This window comes from Candidatus Saccharibacteria bacterium oral taxon 488 (assembly GCA_013099015.1).
In the GTDB taxonomy this organism is placed as follows: domain Bacteria; phylum Patescibacteriota; class Saccharimonadia; order Saccharimonadales; family Saccharimonadaceae; genus Nanosynbacter.
Window position 1 is genome coordinate 252,890 of sequence record CP039998.1, and the last position, 15,650, is coordinate 268,539.

14 protein-coding genes are annotated in these 15,650 nt (G+C 52.6%); all 14 read left to right on the forward strand.

The genetic code is table 11. From position 1 onward, the window contains the following. Positions 1–38: 38 nt before the first annotated feature. The 14 genes from FBF29_01325 (at position 39) to FBF29_01390 (ending at position 15,231) form a co-directional block, all read left to right on the forward strand. Positions 39–1,706: a hypothetical protein gene (locus tag FBF29_01325; protein ID QJU07342.1), complete on the forward strand. Its 1,668-nt coding sequence runs from the start codon at positions 39–41 to the stop codon at positions 1,704–1,706. A 27-nt stretch (positions 1,707–1,733) separates the two neighbouring features. Next, positions 1,734–2,153 carry a ribonuclease HI gene (locus tag FBF29_01330; GenBank protein QJU07343.1) on the forward strand — a complete coding sequence of 140 codons (420 nt, stop codon included), beginning with the start codon at positions 1,734–1,736 and terminating at the stop codon, positions 2,151–2,153. 163 nt (positions 2,154–2,316) lie between these two features. Beyond that, positions 2,317–2,694, forward strand: a complete 378-nt coding sequence (locus FBF29_01335; GenBank protein QJU07344.1) for a hypothetical protein — start codon at positions 2,317–2,319, stop codon at positions 2,692–2,694. Between the two features lie 45 nt (positions 2,695–2,739). Next, positions 2,740–3,717 (forward strand): DUF4868 domain-containing protein, encoded by a 978-nt coding sequence (locus FBF29_01340; GenBank protein ID QJU07345.1) that lies wholly within the window; start codon positions 2,740–2,742, stop codon positions 3,715–3,717. A gap of 2 nt (positions 3,718–3,719) precedes the next feature. Continuing rightward, complete coding sequence (locus tag FBF29_01345; protein ID QJU07346.1) at positions 3,720–5,231, forward strand: ATP-dependent endonuclease; 1,512 nt, start codon at positions 3,720–3,722, stop codon at positions 5,229–5,231. Between the two features lie 45 nt (positions 5,232–5,276). Further along, complete coding sequence (locus tag FBF29_01350) at positions 5,277–6,536, forward strand: glycoside hydrolase family 1 protein (GenBank protein QJU07347.1); 1,260 nt, start codon at positions 5,277–5,279, stop codon at positions 6,534–6,536. 229 nt (positions 6,537–6,765) lie between these two features. After that, entirely contained in the window at positions 6,766–7,179 is a 414-nt protein-coding gene (locus FBF29_01355) for a hypothetical protein (protein ID QJU07348.1), read from the forward strand. Between the two features lie 421 nt (positions 7,180–7,600). Then, positions 7,601–8,518: a 16S rRNA (cytosine(1402)-N(4))-methyltransferase RsmH gene (gene rsmH, locus FBF29_01360; GenBank protein ID QJU07952.1), complete on the forward strand. Its 918-nt coding sequence runs from the start codon at positions 7,601–7,603 to the stop codon at positions 8,516–8,518. A 252-nt stretch (positions 8,519–8,770) separates the two neighbouring features. Continuing rightward, complete coding sequence (locus FBF29_01365; GenBank protein QJU07349.1) at positions 8,771–9,121, forward strand: hypothetical protein; 351 nt, start codon at positions 8,771–8,773, stop codon at positions 9,119–9,121. A gap of 35 nt (positions 9,122–9,156) precedes the next feature. Further along, a complete protein-coding gene (locus FBF29_01370; protein QJU07350.1) occupies positions 9,157–10,905 on the forward strand; it encodes a penicillin-binding protein 2 in 1,749 nt (582 codons plus the stop codon). Between the two features lie 2 nt (positions 10,906–10,907). Continuing rightward, the gene (gene mraY / locus FBF29_01375) at positions 10,908–11,945 is read left to right on the forward strand and encodes a phospho-N-acetylmuramoyl-pentapeptide-transferase (protein QJU07351.1); all 1,038 of its coding nucleotides are present in this window, start codon (positions 10,908–10,910) and stop codon (positions 11,943–11,945) included. Next, entirely contained in the window at positions 11,938–13,221 is a 1,284-nt protein-coding gene (locus FBF29_01380) for an FtsW/RodA/SpoVE family cell cycle protein (GenBank protein QJU07352.1), read from the forward strand. The genes mraY and FBF29_01380 overlap by 8 nt, the downstream gene beginning before the upstream one ends. Next, positions 13,154–14,317, forward strand: coding sequence for a hypothetical protein (locus tag FBF29_01385; GenBank protein QJU07353.1), 1,164 nt, complete (start codon positions 13,154–13,156; stop codon positions 14,315–14,317). Before FBF29_01380 ends, FBF29_01385 begins: the two co-directional genes overlap by 68 nt. Next, positions 14,314–15,231: a hypothetical protein gene (locus tag FBF29_01390; GenBank protein ID QJU07354.1), complete on the forward strand. Its 918-nt coding sequence runs from the start codon at positions 14,314–14,316 to the stop codon at positions 15,229–15,231. Before FBF29_01385 ends, FBF29_01390 begins: the two co-directional genes overlap by 4 nt. Positions 15,232–15,650 lie beyond the last annotated feature (419 nt).

Here is a 15,650-nt window from a genome sequence, read left to right on the forward strand (position 1 = left end):
ATCTGTTATAATAGCCCAGTTTGACAACGGACTGGATTATGAGTGAATTATATCCTTCATGCGATGAGCAACGAGAGCTGAGCGCACCGCAAAAATTTGAAGAAATGATCGACCTTGAGCGTCCATCCCTCGAGTTTCCTTTTCAGTCGGCACTTGAGGAGTATTTTAGGGGTGAAGGCGTGAAGGAACGAGAGGATTTGGCGGCGCATGCTGAGCGAACGATGAAGCTGGTGGAGGAGTTTGCCGGTTTGAAACTACCGCCCGAGGCGATTCATGCCGTGCTGCTGCATGACGTGGTTGACCGCTTTCATAACAGAGATAGCCAGAAGTGTACACCGGAACGTCGACAGGCTGCTGGCTTGGCTCTGGCCGATGTATTTACGAATCCTAAAACTGGGATGACGCGCGAGCAGGGTTCATATGTAGCGTCGCTACTAGCGGACTTTATTCTAGTAGAAGAGGTTTCTGGCCGGCACCGACTACAGGTGGCTAATACTATTCCTGAAAATATCAGAGAGATTATCACGGATCGTTACGAAGGTTCGGTACCGGCTGAAGCATGGCGGCAGATCGAGCCATTTGTTGATGTGGAGCAGGTGGCTGAGTTTTTGGATAAGACCAATATCGAGGCGGTGATCATCAAGGCCTGTGAGCTACTTGATAATATGTGCCATCCGTCATCATCACGTGAGTCTGCTAAATTACAGGATGTCTTGGAGGCGGAGTCATTCTATGCACCGCTGTGTGAAGTGATGGGCTTTGACGGGCTGGCGGCAAGCCTGCGTTCACAGGCGCATATCATTCGGCTGAAGGGGCAGGGTGAGCGTAAGCTCATTGAGGAGATCCGCGAGCAGTATGAGACAATTCGCCAGGTTGGTGTCCGCAATTTAGTTAATACAATTTTTGGTACTGAGAAAGTTAAGACCAAAGCAGTGGTCGGTCCGCGTAGCGAAGAATCATGCCCGAATCGGTCGATTCACATTGGAGATTTCTTAGCACAAAACGGTAAGGAAGTAGAGGGAAAATATCGCCTGAAAACCGTGGGGTCGTGGGCGGCCAAGGTGCATGAAGCGCGCCAGAACGACAAACCGGAGTATACGCCGATGGACGTGCTCGGCCTGACCGTTATATCAGATACGGTCAAGGATCAGGCACGTGATTTTGTGGCGTTTTTGCAGCAGCGAATTGATATGAACCCAGCGTTTCAGCTGAAAAAGGCCAATAGCAAATCCAGTGCAATATATGTGCAGGGTACGGTTGATTATGTTAATGCCGTGCGCTGGGAAATGTGGCAACACGGGTTTGATATAGGACGCTGCGAGTTTGCCATTCAAGATGATGAAAGTGTAAAGCAGCGTGGCCAGAAATATCAGGTTTCTAAAGTGACCTTCCTGATGGATCATCCAGAGCTAGACAAGGGCGTACCGGTCGAAGTGCAGTTTGTCACCAAGGCCGAGCGGCAGCGCTCACGAACGGGGGAAGTGGCGCACATTATTTATAAATATATTCGTCAGTTAGAGCGGCAACACCCAGTCTCTGATGAAGATAAGCATTCCATTGCTCAAACGATGTCTCAGCTGCTCAAGCAGATCCATCAGCGGCGCGACTACGCTAGCCATGATCTCATGGTAAACGAGCGTTCAGCTCCAGCGCGTGATGCATTTTTAGAGGATTTGTGGCACTTTCTGCAGCATGAACTCGCCTAGGTTCGGCAAACTATGTATAATCAGGGTATGACAATTTACTACACTGACGGTTCGGCTAGTCCCAATCCTGGCCCGGGTGGCTTTGCGGTGATTCGTGATCTTCAGCCGTGGATTTTGGGTTCAGAGGACGGCGAGACGACTAACATCCGTATGGAGGGCAAGGCGCTGATTGCGGCGCTTCAGGATGCGGACGACGCGCCATGTGTGATTTATACTGACAGTGAATTTTGGATCAATGTGGTGACCAAGTGGGCGCCGGGTTGGCAGCAGCGCGGCTGGACAAAGAAGAGCGGTGAGATTAAAAATCTGGATATCGTACAGGAATTATACGAGTTATATGTGCAGTCGCAGGCGGAGCTCCGCTGGGTGCGTGGTCATGAGGGCGACGAAGGGAATGAGCTGGCGGATGAGTGGGCCAATCGGGCGCGGCTGGGCGAGCGGCTATAATTGACAATAATATAAAAATATGGTAGTATCAACACATGTTCTACAAAGATAAAATGCCGCAGCATGTTCAATTTGATTTAACAACTTTCTTTGAGTTCCCCGAGCTGCCCTCAATGGCGAGAATTGGTGTGATAACTGCAATGAAGTGTGAGGATGATATTTTGTGTGTCAGGGGGGCGTGAGCGATGGCGGCCTTCATGACACATTAGCAGCTAAAGTTGGTCCAACTAAAAATAAGCTCATGCAATTGCCGCCTGAAATGTATTCAGAGACGGGTACAGTATCGGGGTGGAATGCACCGGAAGTAAGGGACGGATTTGGCTTGGTTGTTGGTCAGATTGATGGAACTGAGCGATTAGAGTCAACTTTTGGGCGCCAAGAGACAGACCGGTGCTTGGAAATGGCCGCGTTAGCGCTCGGCATTCTATTGACAGAGAGTCCGGAAAAATTGGAGCGTTTTAATAATCCACACGAATTAGTGTTTGGATCTAAGTTACTGGCGCAGGCGCGACGTAAAATTGGTAACCGAATTTTTGGATAAGCATCAATCTAGCTACTTAGGTCAAAAATTGCTATAATTACCCCCATGGAAGAAGTGAGGGAAACGACTGATATTTTTTTGTGGGCGAATCAAACTGATGCGAAAAAGAACGATTTACAGATAGAGCTGTTCTTATTTAATAAAAATTACACGCCGCATTTTATGCCTTTGAAGGGTGATGTCGAGCAGCAGCTTCGGCCGCTATTTTTGTTTGATTATATCAATCACGTTAATTTGGGGGCGGGTACTGGCCTCAGTGTGCGGGATTATGAGCTGAGCGAAGCGGAAGACAACGTGCTATTGAGAACCGACCTAGAGAAGGTTGGGCGAGCTGAAACGTTGATTCATTTGATTGAGCATGAGCGTGGCGACATCATGGAGTTTTCAGAGACCGAGCATGAGTTTAAGCGAATGAAAGGGCTGATCGCGCGGTTTACTGACCCGAATGATCCAGAAAAAATATTTTACACGGCTAAATTAATTCAGCAGGGACAGACGCTGAAAAGTGCACTGGCGTGGGAGTTTTCTGACGGCAAGTTTGGTGCGTTTAAGGCGGAAGTCGGTTTTAAGGTGCCAGATGATAACCAGGTGCTGATCATCGGTCAGGATATTTTTGCCTTCAATCCTTCGAAATTTGAGCGGATGTTTGGCTATGAGTACAAGAAGCAGGTGATTGCCGATAAGAAAGTGGCGGAAATTGAAAAGCAATATAAGCTGAGTTTTCCTGAAGGGCTGGACCTGAATGCACTGGTCAAGGAGCGCAAAAAGACCATCAATAAGTTGCAAAAATTGGAGATCGGCGAGGTCAAACAAGAGCAGGTGCTGGACTATGCTGATGAGATGCAGCTGGAGCTAATGAGCGATGATAACGGCGCGATTATCATTATGGACGGCAATGACCTCGACATGTTTGTGAACTTGATCAATGAGGATTACATTGAGAGTAAAATTACTGGCAAGCGCTACGAGATTAAGTCAAAAAAACTGCTGGGCGAGCCAGAGGGCGAACCGCCGCGAGGTTAAGCATGGATCAGGAATTAGCGCTGGCGATTTTAATGAGCGGTCGGTCGGCGCTGCTGACGGGTGCGGCTGGGACGGGCAAAACGCACCTGCTGAATACTTTTATTGCACAGGCGCGTGACCAGGGTAAAAAGGTGTCGGTAACAGCGACGACGGGCTTGGCGGCGACGCATCTGGGCGGCAATACGATTCACAGTTGGAGTGGTATTGGCGTTAGCGATCACCTCCCGAACAACTTTTTTGATCGGCTGTCAAAAACGCGGCGTGAGGTGATTACCAAGACCGATGTACTGGTGATTGACGAGATTTCCATGCTGCATGATTTTCGGCTGGATATGGTCGATCGGGTGCTGCGTGGTGTCCGGGAAAACGACCAGCCGTTTGGCGGCGTGCAGCTAGTGATGAGCGGTGATTTTTTCCAATTACCGCCGATTAATCGTCCGGGTGGGCAGGGCGGCGGCTTCGTGGTGTATTCGGAAGCATGGCAGGAGTTACAGCCGGCGGTGCTATATCTGGAGCGGCAGTATCGGCAGAGTGACGAGCAGCTGCTGGAGATTTTGACAGCGCTGAGAAATGACGATATTAGGCGGCATCATGCCGAGACGCTGCTGGCGCGGACGGAGGTCGAGCTGCCTGACGGTGATATCACCGAGCTACATACCGTCAATGTTGATGTTGACGCCATCAACAGCCAGAAGCTGGCGGAGCTGGCGGGCGAGGAGCGAGCGTATCAGCAGACAACGATGGGTTCAAAGGTGTATGTCGAGAGTCTGCAGCGGTCAGTGCTGGCGCCGAGCGAACTCGTGTTGAAATTGGGTGCGTTGGTGATGGCCGTGAAAAATTCGCCGCAGAAATTGTACGCCAATGGTAGCATCGGCACGGTGGTGGATTTTGAGCCGCTGACGGACTATCCGATAGTGGAGTTTCGTAGTGGACAGCAGGTAACCATGGTACCGGATGTGTGGGAGCTGCGTGACGGTGAGCGTAAGCGGGCGAGTATTTCCCAGGTGCCACTGCGCCTGGCGTGGGCTGTCACGGTGCATAAAAGCCAGGGCATGACACTGGACGCGGCAAAAATTGACCTGAGAAAGGCCTTTGTCGAAGGTATGGGCTACGTGGCGCTGAGTCGGGTGCGTGATCTTGATAATCTGTATCTCTATGGCATTAACCGCAAGGCGCTGGCGGTCTCGCCTGATGCACTGGCGATTGACGAGGTGTTGCAGCAGGCAAGTAGTGAAGCAGCCAAGCACTATCGTCCAATGCTGGAGGAAATGAAGCGAAAGCAGTCAGCGCCGAAAAAATCTGCCAAATCCGGCAGCTGGCAGCAAAAAATTACCAAAATGCGCGAAACCTATCCCAAAGCCTATATGCCGTGGGAAAAAGCCGACGACGACATCCTCAAGCAGGAGTTCTTGCAAGGTGCAACCATCCAGCAGCTTAGCCAAAAGCTCGGCCGCCACGAAGGCTCGATTAGGATGCGGCTGCAGAAACATTTTGGGGAGGATGTGGTGCAGTGACGCTTGGCTGGCAGTTTGGCCAATAACTTGGTATAATATATTTTGATGACAACGAAGCAATCTGAACGCATCGTGTTTCCGAAGAAGTTTTTATGGGGTGCAGCGACGTCGGCACATCAGGTCGAGGGTGGTCTGGTGAATCAGTGGACGACGTGGGAGCTTGAACATGCCAAGCGGCTGTCCGTGCAGGCACCGCATCAATTTGGTGATATTGACAGCTGGCCGCGCATCAAAAAAGAGGCGATCAGGCCTGACAACTACGTATCGGGGCGGGGCGTCGATCATTACCATCGCTATGAGGAAGATTTCGCGATTCTCAAGAGCCTCAACATGAATGCCTTTCGATTCTGTATTGAATGGGCACGAATTGAGCCGCAAGAGGGCGCGTGGGATGCAGCGGCGATTGCTCACTATCGGACGTATCTGCGGACGTTGAAGAAAATGGGTATTACGCCGGTGGTGACGCTGTTTCACTTTACGCTGCCGGAATGGTTTATGGCCAAGGGCGGTTTTGAAAAGCGGCGCAATATCAAATATTTTGTGTATTATGTTGAAAAAGTCTTGAGCGAGCTGGGGCGCGACATCGAGTGGATCGTGACGATTAACGAGCCGACCGTGTACGCTGGCGAGAGTTATCTCGAAGGGCATTGGCCGCCGAATAAAACTCGCAAGCGTGACTTACTGCGCGTGTTATGCAACCTCGTTACGGCGCATAAAAAAGTGTACAAATTGACGCGTGCTCGCAAAAAGTGGAAAGTATCGATGGCGCATCATCTGATCTATTGTTATCCTGGCGATGACGCGATTCTCAGTCGTGCTAGTGCGCGGGTGGCACATTATTTCCTGAACACATGGGTGCTGCGTCGAGTGCGGCGGCACAGTGATTTCTTGGCGATCAATTATTACTTTGCCCGGCGGATTTATGGCTATCGGGCACATGACCCGTATCTGAAGGTCAGCGATCTCGGCTGGGATATGCAGCCGGATAAATTGCAGTATTTACTGGAGGACGTGGCCGAACGCTATCGACTGCCGATTATGATTACCGAGAATGGGCTGGCGGATGGCACTGATAGTCAGCGGCAGTGGTGGCTGACCGAGACGATCAAGGCGATGCACGAGGCGCTAAAGCGCGATATTAAGCTGATCGGTTATTTACACTGGAGCCTGCTTGATAATTTTGAATGGGACAAGGGATACTGGCCAAAGTTTGGTCTGGTGGCAGTCGATCGGCAGACCATGGCCCGGACCGTGCGGCCAAGCGCACGCTGGTTTGCGGCGGTGATCAAGAAGCTGCGAAAATAGTGACCAGCTTCGCATAACCCTAGATTCGAATGTAAAGCGACATGCTAGAGAAAGTAGCGCTCCGCCGTTATACCACACCACTAGACTTTTCCACAGAATCGTGGAAAAGTTTTTATTTGGTAGGGAAATGGGTAGAAAGTGGGTAAAAAGGCTTGCATGTGGGTAGTTGTGGGTAGTATAGTGGAGTCAGTGGAACGAAAGTTGATGGAAATCACCAACCAAAACAAACATCCACTACGAAAAACCAACTAATCTACCACGGAGGAAGGGCGACGTGCAGACAGATTACTTTGAGCGAAAGTTGGACGACAAGCGGCGCTTGACGATCCCGGCCGAGCTCAGGGCAGAGTTTGCATCCGGCGTCGTGTTGACTCGCGGGTTTGGCAACTATCTTCACTTGTATCCACAGCAAGTCTGGGATCGGGAAGTGGAGGGCGCGCTGACCGGAAGTATTCTGGATGAGCGCGTGGCCGACCTGAACGTCAAGTTTCGCCGCGGTAAAACCGCCTCGGCGCTCGACCAGAAACAGGGGCGAGTGACGATTGAACAGCATCTACTCGACTATGCTGGTATTGACCGGGAAGTCGTGGCGGTGCGGGCGGGCGCGTATTTTCGGCTGATGGCGGCTGAGAATGCGGATTGATTAGCCGGGGTCAGTACTTTAACAATTTGGAAACCTCTCGAGATCAACTATCTGGGTATTTGAAGATGGCAGGTGGCAATTTGCTCCACGATAAAAACGGCAACGTTCTTTCCTCAAAACACCTCCCAAAAAACTCCACCTCACACATAAGTCTCTTTTGGAAACTATGGTTGTCACTGACAATCATCACATTTCCACTCTTAGACAACAAAAACAAACAAAACACAAATACAAAACAGCCAGAATTAAATATCCAGTTAGGTGATCTCGAGCATTGCTATACGTTGTGGTGTCAGCCGCGGCGATTTGTCGAGATTTACTCCTCTTTACGCGCCAGGCGACTCAAGGTCGCTTGGGCTGCAATCGCTGTACGGAGATAAATCTCGAAAATCTTGCACCTGACTGCTACAATAAAGCAATGATGAGTATTAAAGAACATCCACCACAGTCGGAGACGCTTCGAGTGAGCGAACCGATTCATGTTCCCGTGCTCCTGGAGGTGACCTTGGATAGGTTGCGGCCAGCCAGAGGCGAGAGGTATCTCGACCTGACGGCTGGCTACGGCGGCCACGCTAGGGAATTCTTACAGAGGACGGATAATTACTTGGGCGCAGTGCTGGTTGACCGCGATGATAACGCGATTAACACGCTGGGCGATTTGGCTGAAAAAGGCGCCACGCTAATTCACAAGGATTTTGTGAGCGCAGCGCAGGATTTGGTCAAGCAGGGACGTACATTTGACGTGATTTTGGCTGATTTGGGGGTGTCGTCACCGCAGCTTGACAGAGCAGAGAGAGGTTTTTCGTTTCGGTTTGACGGGCCGCTGGATATGCGGATGGATAATCGGACGGAAACTACAGCAGCGGATATTGTCAATTCGTATTCGGTTGATAAGTTGACGCGGCTGATAACTCGTTACGGCGAGGAAAGTCCCGGGCGGGCTAGGCGGATTACGCAAGCAATCGCCAAAGCACGGCTGATTCGGGGAACGACCGAGCTGGCTGATCTGATCAAGCACACTGTCGGTCGTGGCGGGATGAAACATCATCCGGCGACTCGCACCTTTCAGGCACTGCGCATTGAAGTCAATCACGAACTTCGGCTGGTTGAAGAATTATTGCCGCTACTGCCACGCCTCCTTAACCGGGGCGGGCGAGTCGGAATAATTAGTTTTCATAGCTTGGAGGATCGATTGGTCAAGCGATATTTCTGGGAGCAAGCGTCTGCTGGCTACGAGGCCGAGCTGATAATCCCAGAGAAAAAACCGGTGTCTGGAACAGAAGATGCTCACAATCCGCGCAGTCGAAGCGCTCAGTTTCGCTACGCCGTGAAAAAATAAAACAAAAAAGGAGGGCGACACCATGCCAATCCACATCAAAGTACAATTCCAGGACGCAGAAGTAGCTGAGACCGTTGCGGTACGCCGCGACTAAGTAAGCTCGCTTGATAGTTTTCCCGGAAAAAGTATGCAAGCTCGGTGGCTCGCTCTTTCGCGATAAGGGCGGGCCGACCGGCTGTACTTCCCGTGTCGTTATGATGCGCCACCAAAAGCATTAAACCGTAACAAATTAAACACACACAGAAATTATTTATGCACACACGCTCATCCACCACATTTACTCCGCGTCGTCCTGGGCCGCAGCTTCGCCGTAACCAGAACGCCACCCGTTTTCGATCACAGACCAAGCTCGGGCCAGTGGCACATACGGTGCTGGTGGCGCTGATGATTATGGTGCTGGGGCTGGTGTACTTGACGCAGGCGACCAAGACGACGGCCTATGGCTACGAGGCGGAGGGGCTGGACTCACAGCTGAATGAGCTGGCGACGAAAAAGTCAGAGCTAGAGGTGCAGAATGCACGGCTGACGGCGCTCGAAAAGGTCAAGCACAGCAACGTCGCCTCAGCGATGAAAACACCGACACAGACGAACTACGCTCGCTAGCCTAGGGGTAAAAGTGGTACAATAGGACAAGCGGTATGAAACGTCACTTAACGCAATCTCGAACCGGCGTACTCGCTATCATTCTTTTGGGGATGATGGCGATTTTTGTGATGCGACTGTTTTATTTACAGATCATTAAACACAGCGAATACGTGTCGCTGGCTCAGGCCAGTCAGCAGCGGCACTTCGTCATTCCGGCCGAGCGGGGCAAGCTATATATGATGGATGGCGGCGCGCCCGCTCCCGTGGTGCTCAACCAGACGGTCTATACGGTTATCGCTGATCCGCAGACGGTCAAGCAGGAGCAGCGCCAGCAGATTATCGCGGCGCTACAGGAAATTGCCGGTGGCGAGGTGGTGAGCGACGCAGCCAAGCGACTGGAGCGCACTACCTCTCGCTACGAAGTGCTGGCGCGTAACATCACGCGCACCCAGGCCGAGAAGTTAAAGGCCAAGGATTTTGTCGGTATCTTGTATCAAAAGGGGTCGATTCGCAACTATCCGGAGGGGCAACTGGCGGCGCAGGTGCTGGGCTTCGTCAATGCCGAGGGCAAGGGTCAGTACGGGGTTGAAGGGGCGCTGAATGATAGGCTGAAGGGTCGTGATGGCCTACTCAAAACAGTGGCGGACGTGCGTAATGTGCCGCTGACGCTGAGTAAAGACAATGTGCGTGTCGAGGCGAAGTCGGGCGAGAATGTGGCGTTGTCGATTGATCGCAATGTGCAGAGTCACGCCGAAGAAGCGCTCAAACGAGGGATCGACAAGGCCGGCGCGACCGAGGGCAGCGTGATGGTAATGAATCCGAATAATGGGCAGGTGCTAGCGATGGCTAATTATCCGACGTATAATCCGGCCGAGTACGCCAAGCAAAAAGACGCAGCAGTGTTTAGTAACGCGACGACAATGCTGCCGTTTGAGCCGGGCTCCATTGTCAAGACGTTCAGTATGGCGACGGGGATTGATAAGGGTGTGGTGACGCCGCAGTCAACGTACTCAAACACTGATTGTACTGAGGTGGGGGATCGGAAAATTTGTAATGCATTGAGGGGGCTTAGCGGCACGACGAGTATGCAGAGTGCGTTTAATAATTCGCTCAACGTCGGCATGATCACGATTGCGCGGCGGCTGGGCGATGGATCGACGATCACCCCGGGTGCGCGGCAGACGCTGTATGAGTATTATCACGACAAATTTGGGTTCGGTGAGGCGACGGGGATTGAGCTAGCGGAGGCGCCGGGGCTACTCTATACGCCGAATCGGCCGGGGGCGGAGGTGAATTACGCGAATATTACGTTTGGGCAGGGTATGAATGCGACGATGGTGCAGGCAGCCAGTGCGTTTTGTTCGGTGGTGAATGGCGGGCAGTATTTTCGACCGACGGTGGTAGCTGGAACGGTGGATGCGAATGGCGGTTTGAGGCCTTCGGCTGCTTCACTGCTGCGCAGGACTATTTCTGAGCAGTCATCAGCCACGATGCGCGGCATGCTGTCAACAGCGCGGGCGGTTCTCAATCAGCGTATGCCCGATAAAGATAAGCCCGGCTATGATGTCGGCGGCAAGACCGGCACCTCAGAGACGCTGATCAATGGTAGCTATACCATGGACGAAACGGTAGCGACGTATATTGGCTATGGTGGCGCAAATCGCCCCGAGTATGTCATAATGGTACGCGTGGCGGCGCCTGGCAAGCGCAAGAACTTACAGGGTAACATTCACGCTGCACCAATTTTTACTGATGTCTCCAATTGGATGATTGATTATATGAAATTAGCACCGAAGGGATAGCCATGGCAACTGCTTTACAAACAATGACCAACGAATTAACGCACGTATTTTTGCTCAGTGTCGGGGCGTTCTTACTGGCGATGTTTCTGACGCCAATTTATACGTTTTTTGCCTATCGATATCGGTTTTGGAAGCGGCAGCGCTCGGAGAGTACCGACGGCAAAGAGTTGAAGGTTTTTGCTAAATTCCAAGCGGCAAAATTGCGGCGAAATATTCCAACGATGGCTGGAGTTATCGGTGTTATTTCGATTTTTGTGGTGACGTTCTCTTGTAATTTAGATCGAGCGCAGACATGGCTGCCACTAGCGGCGTTGATCGGCGGTGCCGCGGTTGGGCTCATTGATGACATTATTAATCTACGCGGGCTGGGCGGTGGTGCGGCCGGCTTACGCAGTCCGGTGAAATTTGCGCTGATTATGCTTATCGGTATCGTCCTTGGCTGGTTTTTCTATACTAAGCTCGGTGTGGCAAGTTTTCACGTGCCGTTCATGGGCGACGTGGCGATTGGATGGCTGATCATCCCGCTGTTTGCCTTTGCGGTGGTGGCGACTGGCAATGCGGTTAATATTTCTGATGGCATGGATGGTTTGGCCGGTGGGCTGTTGGGGATTAGCTTTGGGGCCTTCGGGGTGATTGCCTTGCTGCAGCAACAGGTGCTGCTAGCGGGATTTTGCTTCACGGTAGTTGGTGTGCTGCTGAGTTATCTCTGGTTTAATATCTATCCAGCACGGTTTTTCATGGGCGATGTTGGTAGTTTTGCTTACGGGGTAAGTTTGGGGGTGGTGGCAATGCTGACTAATTCATTGCTGCTGCTGCCGGTGATTGGGTTGTTGTTTGTGATCGAGGCGGGTTCGAGCTTGATCCAGATTGTGAGCAAGAAACTCTTTAAGCGCAAAATTTTCTTGTCAGCGCCAATCCATCATCACCTAGAGGCCAGCGGCTGGCCGGAGACCAAGGTGACGATGCGGTTTTGGGTGATTGGCTGCGTGATGGCGTTTATCGGCGTGATGCTGGCGCTGGCGGGGGGTCATATTGCGTAACCGCACTGCCACCTCAACCGCCAAGGCGGTGCGTCGACACCGGCCGATGTATCAGATCGTGCTGTACATGGGGTTGTTACTGATGCTCGGGTTGGTGGTGATGTATGCGCTGGGGCCGCAGCGGGCGAATGTGTTAAATCATACGCACGGCGCGAATTATAGCGACACTTTCTTTTTCAATAAGCAGCTGGCCAGCGTCATTACCGCTGTGGTGGCGTTTGGTGTGGCGGCGATATTGCCGTATCGGTGGTTGACCGAGGCGTGGGCCAAGCGACTGTTTCTGGCGGGCTTGGCGGCGTGTTTCTTGTTGGTGGTTTGCGGGGCACTGCTGCATCTGCCATTTGCATCGGACACCAACGGCGCGTACCGCTGGTTTTATCTGGGTGGACTGGGTAGTTTTCAGCCGGCGGAGTTATTGAAATTTGGCTTGCTACTGTTTGTGGCTGGGTTTTTGGCCAAGCGGGTGCGCCAAGGCAAACTCAACGATGTCAACGAGACGCTGATCCCACTTGGTATTATTATGGCGGTGTCAATGTTTGTGGTGGTGGTGCTGCAGAAAGATTTAGGAACGGGTGTGTCGCTCGTAGCGCTGGTACTGTCGGTGTTAGCGGTGTCGGGGATGGACGCTCGGCTACTGCGACGCATCGTGCTGGTGATCGCGGCTGCGGCGTTGGTGCTGACGTTCTCATCGCCGCACCGCATTGAGCGCGTGATGACCTTTATTCAGGGTGATACGCATCAATCAGCCAGCCGGGATGAAAATAATTATCACATCCAGCAGGCCCGCATCGCCATCGGTTCGGGCGGCCTATTGGGTCTCGGCATTGGTAAAAGTGTGCAGGCGACAGGTTATCTGCCGGAGGCGATTAACGACTCAATTTTTGCAGTGATGGGCGAGACATTTGGTTTCGTCGGTCTGTTGGTTATCTTGGCACTGTTTTCGGCGTTGCTGCTGAGCCTGCTTAAGGTGACGTCGCGGCTGGCTGATATACATCTACGGCTGGTGGTTGCGGGCGTGTTTGGCTGGGTGGCGTCGCATGTGCTGATGAATATCGGCTCGATGACGGGGATTATTCCGATGACTGGCATCTCGCTGCCGCTGCTCAGCTATGGCGGCACCAGCATGTTATTTATCGCAGCGGCGCTGGGTCTGGCATTTCAACTGTCAGCCTACACGGCGCACAAACCATTAATGGAAGGAGAGGGAAGTGGCAAAGATCTTGGCGGTCGGCGGCGGCTCGGGCGGACACGTTACGCCAGTCGTGGCAGTGTGTAAGGAGTTGCGCTCATCGGGTGATCACGAATTGCGGTTTTGGTGTGATCGGAAGTTTGGCGCTAGCGCTCGCGGTATTTTTGGTAAATTTGACGAGACGGTCCCGGTTGAGCTGATTATTGCTGGCAAGATCCGCCGCTACCATGGTAAAAGCATGACGTTTCATCTTCGACCGTCAATTTTACTACCGAATCTGCGCGATATCTTTTTGGTGGGGGTTGGGTTTATTCAGAGCTTTTGTAAGTTGCTCAGATGGCGGCCGGATGTGATTTTTATCAAGGGCGGCTACGTGTGCCTGCCGGTTGGCTATGCAGCGCGGCTGCTGAAAATTCCGCTGGTGCTACATGATTCGGATGCGCATCCGGGACTGACCAATCGACTACTGGCGCCATTTGCTGCCAAGATCGGCACCGGGGCGCCGCTGGAGCACTATAATTATCCTGATGTCAAGGCAGAGTATGTCGGCATCCCAGTGGCTGAGGAATTTCGACCATACAGCGCGGCTGAGCGGCGGCAGCTAAAGGTGAAGTTTGGCTTTGATCCGGCGCGGCCACTGGTGGTGGTGACTGGCGGTGGACTGGGAGCGGCGCGCCTCAACGAAGCGGTGGTAGCCACGCGCGAGCAGCTGCTGGCTGAGGCGTCGGTGTTCTTGATCTCTGGTAAGCATCAGTTTGACGAGCTGAAGGAGCGTGTTGATAGCCGGGCGGGCTGGCGACTAGAAGCGTTTGTTAATCATGGTATGGCCGAAGTATTGGCGGCAGCGGATGTGGTGGTGGCGCGGGCTGGTGCGACGACGCTACTGGAGCTGGCGGCGCTGCATAAGCCAGCGGTGATCGTGCCGAATGGTATGTTGACGGCTGGGCATCAGCTCAAGAATGCCAAGGTGTATCAGGACGCGCTGGCGGCAGTGATCATTGAGGAATCAACGCTAGAACAGACGCCAGAGGTGCTGAGCAAGAAGGTCATTGGCCTCGTCAAGTCACCGCGGATCTTGGCCGGCCTCGGGCGAAACATCGGTACATTTGCCAAGCCCAACGCCGCCAAAGACATGGCAGCGATGCTCCTCACCGTCATTCGTCGACAGGGGAGACGTCGGTGAAATTACCCTTTTCTCGGGCAAAATCTACGCCGACCACACGCCGCGAAATTGCGGCTCGTCGTCAAGCAGCGCTAATTAACGAGGATAGTTCATTCGAGACAGCCTATCGCCGTAATCGCAATCTCAACACCCGCCACACTGCCTCGCCGGTCGAGACCTCAGAGCGCACGGTTCAGCATGCGAAATCTCGACGTCGCCAGATGCGGTGGATCGTCCTATTGAGTAGTGTACTGGTGATTATTATCGCCGCCCTACTTGCGTGGCAATGTACCGTCACGGTATCAGTGCAAACGCCAGATGCGGCGAGCGCCAAAGAGGCCGATCGCTACCACCGCCTCATTGATGAATATCTCAGTGCACGTCCGGTCGAGCGATTCTTGTTTGTACTGAATCACCAGTCGCTGGCTAGTTTTTTCCTCGAGAAAGCCCCGGAGGTCAAGACGGTTCGCCTCGAGGCCGATCAGCTCGTCAGGCCGCGCCTCAAACTTACCTTTCGCCAGCCAGTCGTCCAGTGGACTTCTGGTGATAAAAGCTATTTTGTTGACGATGCAGGCGTGACATTCTCGACCACCTACGCGAGCTCGCCGTCAGTCATCGTCAAAGACCAGAGCGGTGTGCCGACTGCCGCCGGCCAGGAGGTTATCAATCGCCATTTCCTTAGCTTTCTTGGTCAAGCTGTCGCCGGCTTTCGTGAGCACCAGCTAGAGGTTACGGAAATTATCCTGCCGCAAAACACCGTCCGCCAGGCGCTTCTGTCAATCAAGGGCCGTCCATATAGCATTAAAATGACCACCGACAGGGAGGCGGCAGCGCAGGTAGCGCAAGCGGTCAAGGCCATGGCGTTCTTCCAGAGTAGTGGCGCGGCTCCTGCATATATCGATGTGCGCGTCAATCAGCGAGTGTTTTATAAGTAGCGGGCAGGGGTGAATTACTCGTTCGCGCGGGTTGTAGGTCGAGCCACCAATAGGGTAGAGACGGAGCCCATTACTCCGCTAGTTCGCTTTTTGTTCGTTTATCAGAGGATTAAGAAAAACATAGTTATAATATCAAAATAGCAAAAAATCAAATAAGGTGCTTGTGGAAAAATAGAGCAGGGGAATAAAATAGGAAAAAAGTCAAATATTTGTAGGCTTAACCAGCGGGATGCTGTGTTTGTCGTGCATGGTCTCGTATAAGCGCATATGCCCATGCTGGGTGGTGCCTTGTGATGTGGAAAAGTCTACGAGTTACGCCTAGATTGTAACAACGTTTAGTTTGGTAAGGCCTAGCTCGCGATATTTATTTGAGAGACGGAGGCGACGCTGGCGCTGGAGGCATCCCAAACTCCCCCGGC

Bases quoted from the DNA above. Each gene is read 5' to 3' on its own strand.
- FBF29_01325 (QJU07342.1), top strand. From the start codon at position 39: ATGAGTGAATTATATCCTTCATGCGATGAGCAACGAGAGCTGAGCGCA.
- FBF29_01330 (QJU07343.1), top strand. From the start codon at position 1,734: ATGACAATTTACTACACTGACGGTTCGGCTAGTCCCAATCCTGGCCCG.
- FBF29_01340 (QJU07345.1), top strand. From the start codon at position 2,740: ATGGAAGAAGTGAGGGAAACGACTGATATTTTTTTGTGGGCGAATCAA.
- FBF29_01345 (QJU07346.1), top strand. From the start codon at position 3,720: ATGGATCAGGAATTAGCGCTGGCGATTTTAATGAGCGGTCGGTCGGCG.
- FBF29_01350 (QJU07347.1), top strand. From the start codon at position 5,277: ATGACAACGAAGCAATCTGAACGCATCGTGTTTCCGAAGAAGTTTTTA.
- rsmH (QJU07952.1), top strand. From the start codon at position 7,601: ATGAGTATTAAAGAACATCCACCACAGTCGGAGACGCTTCGAGTGAGC.
- FBF29_01365 (QJU07349.1), top strand. From the start codon at position 8,771: ATGCACACACGCTCATCCACCACATTTACTCCGCGTCGTCCTGGGCCG.
- FBF29_01370 (QJU07350.1), top strand. From the start codon at position 9,157: ATGAAACGTCACTTAACGCAATCTCGAACCGGCGTACTCGCTATCATT.
- mraY (QJU07351.1), top strand. From the start codon at position 10,908: ATGGCAACTGCTTTACAAACAATGACCAACGAATTAACGCACGTATTT.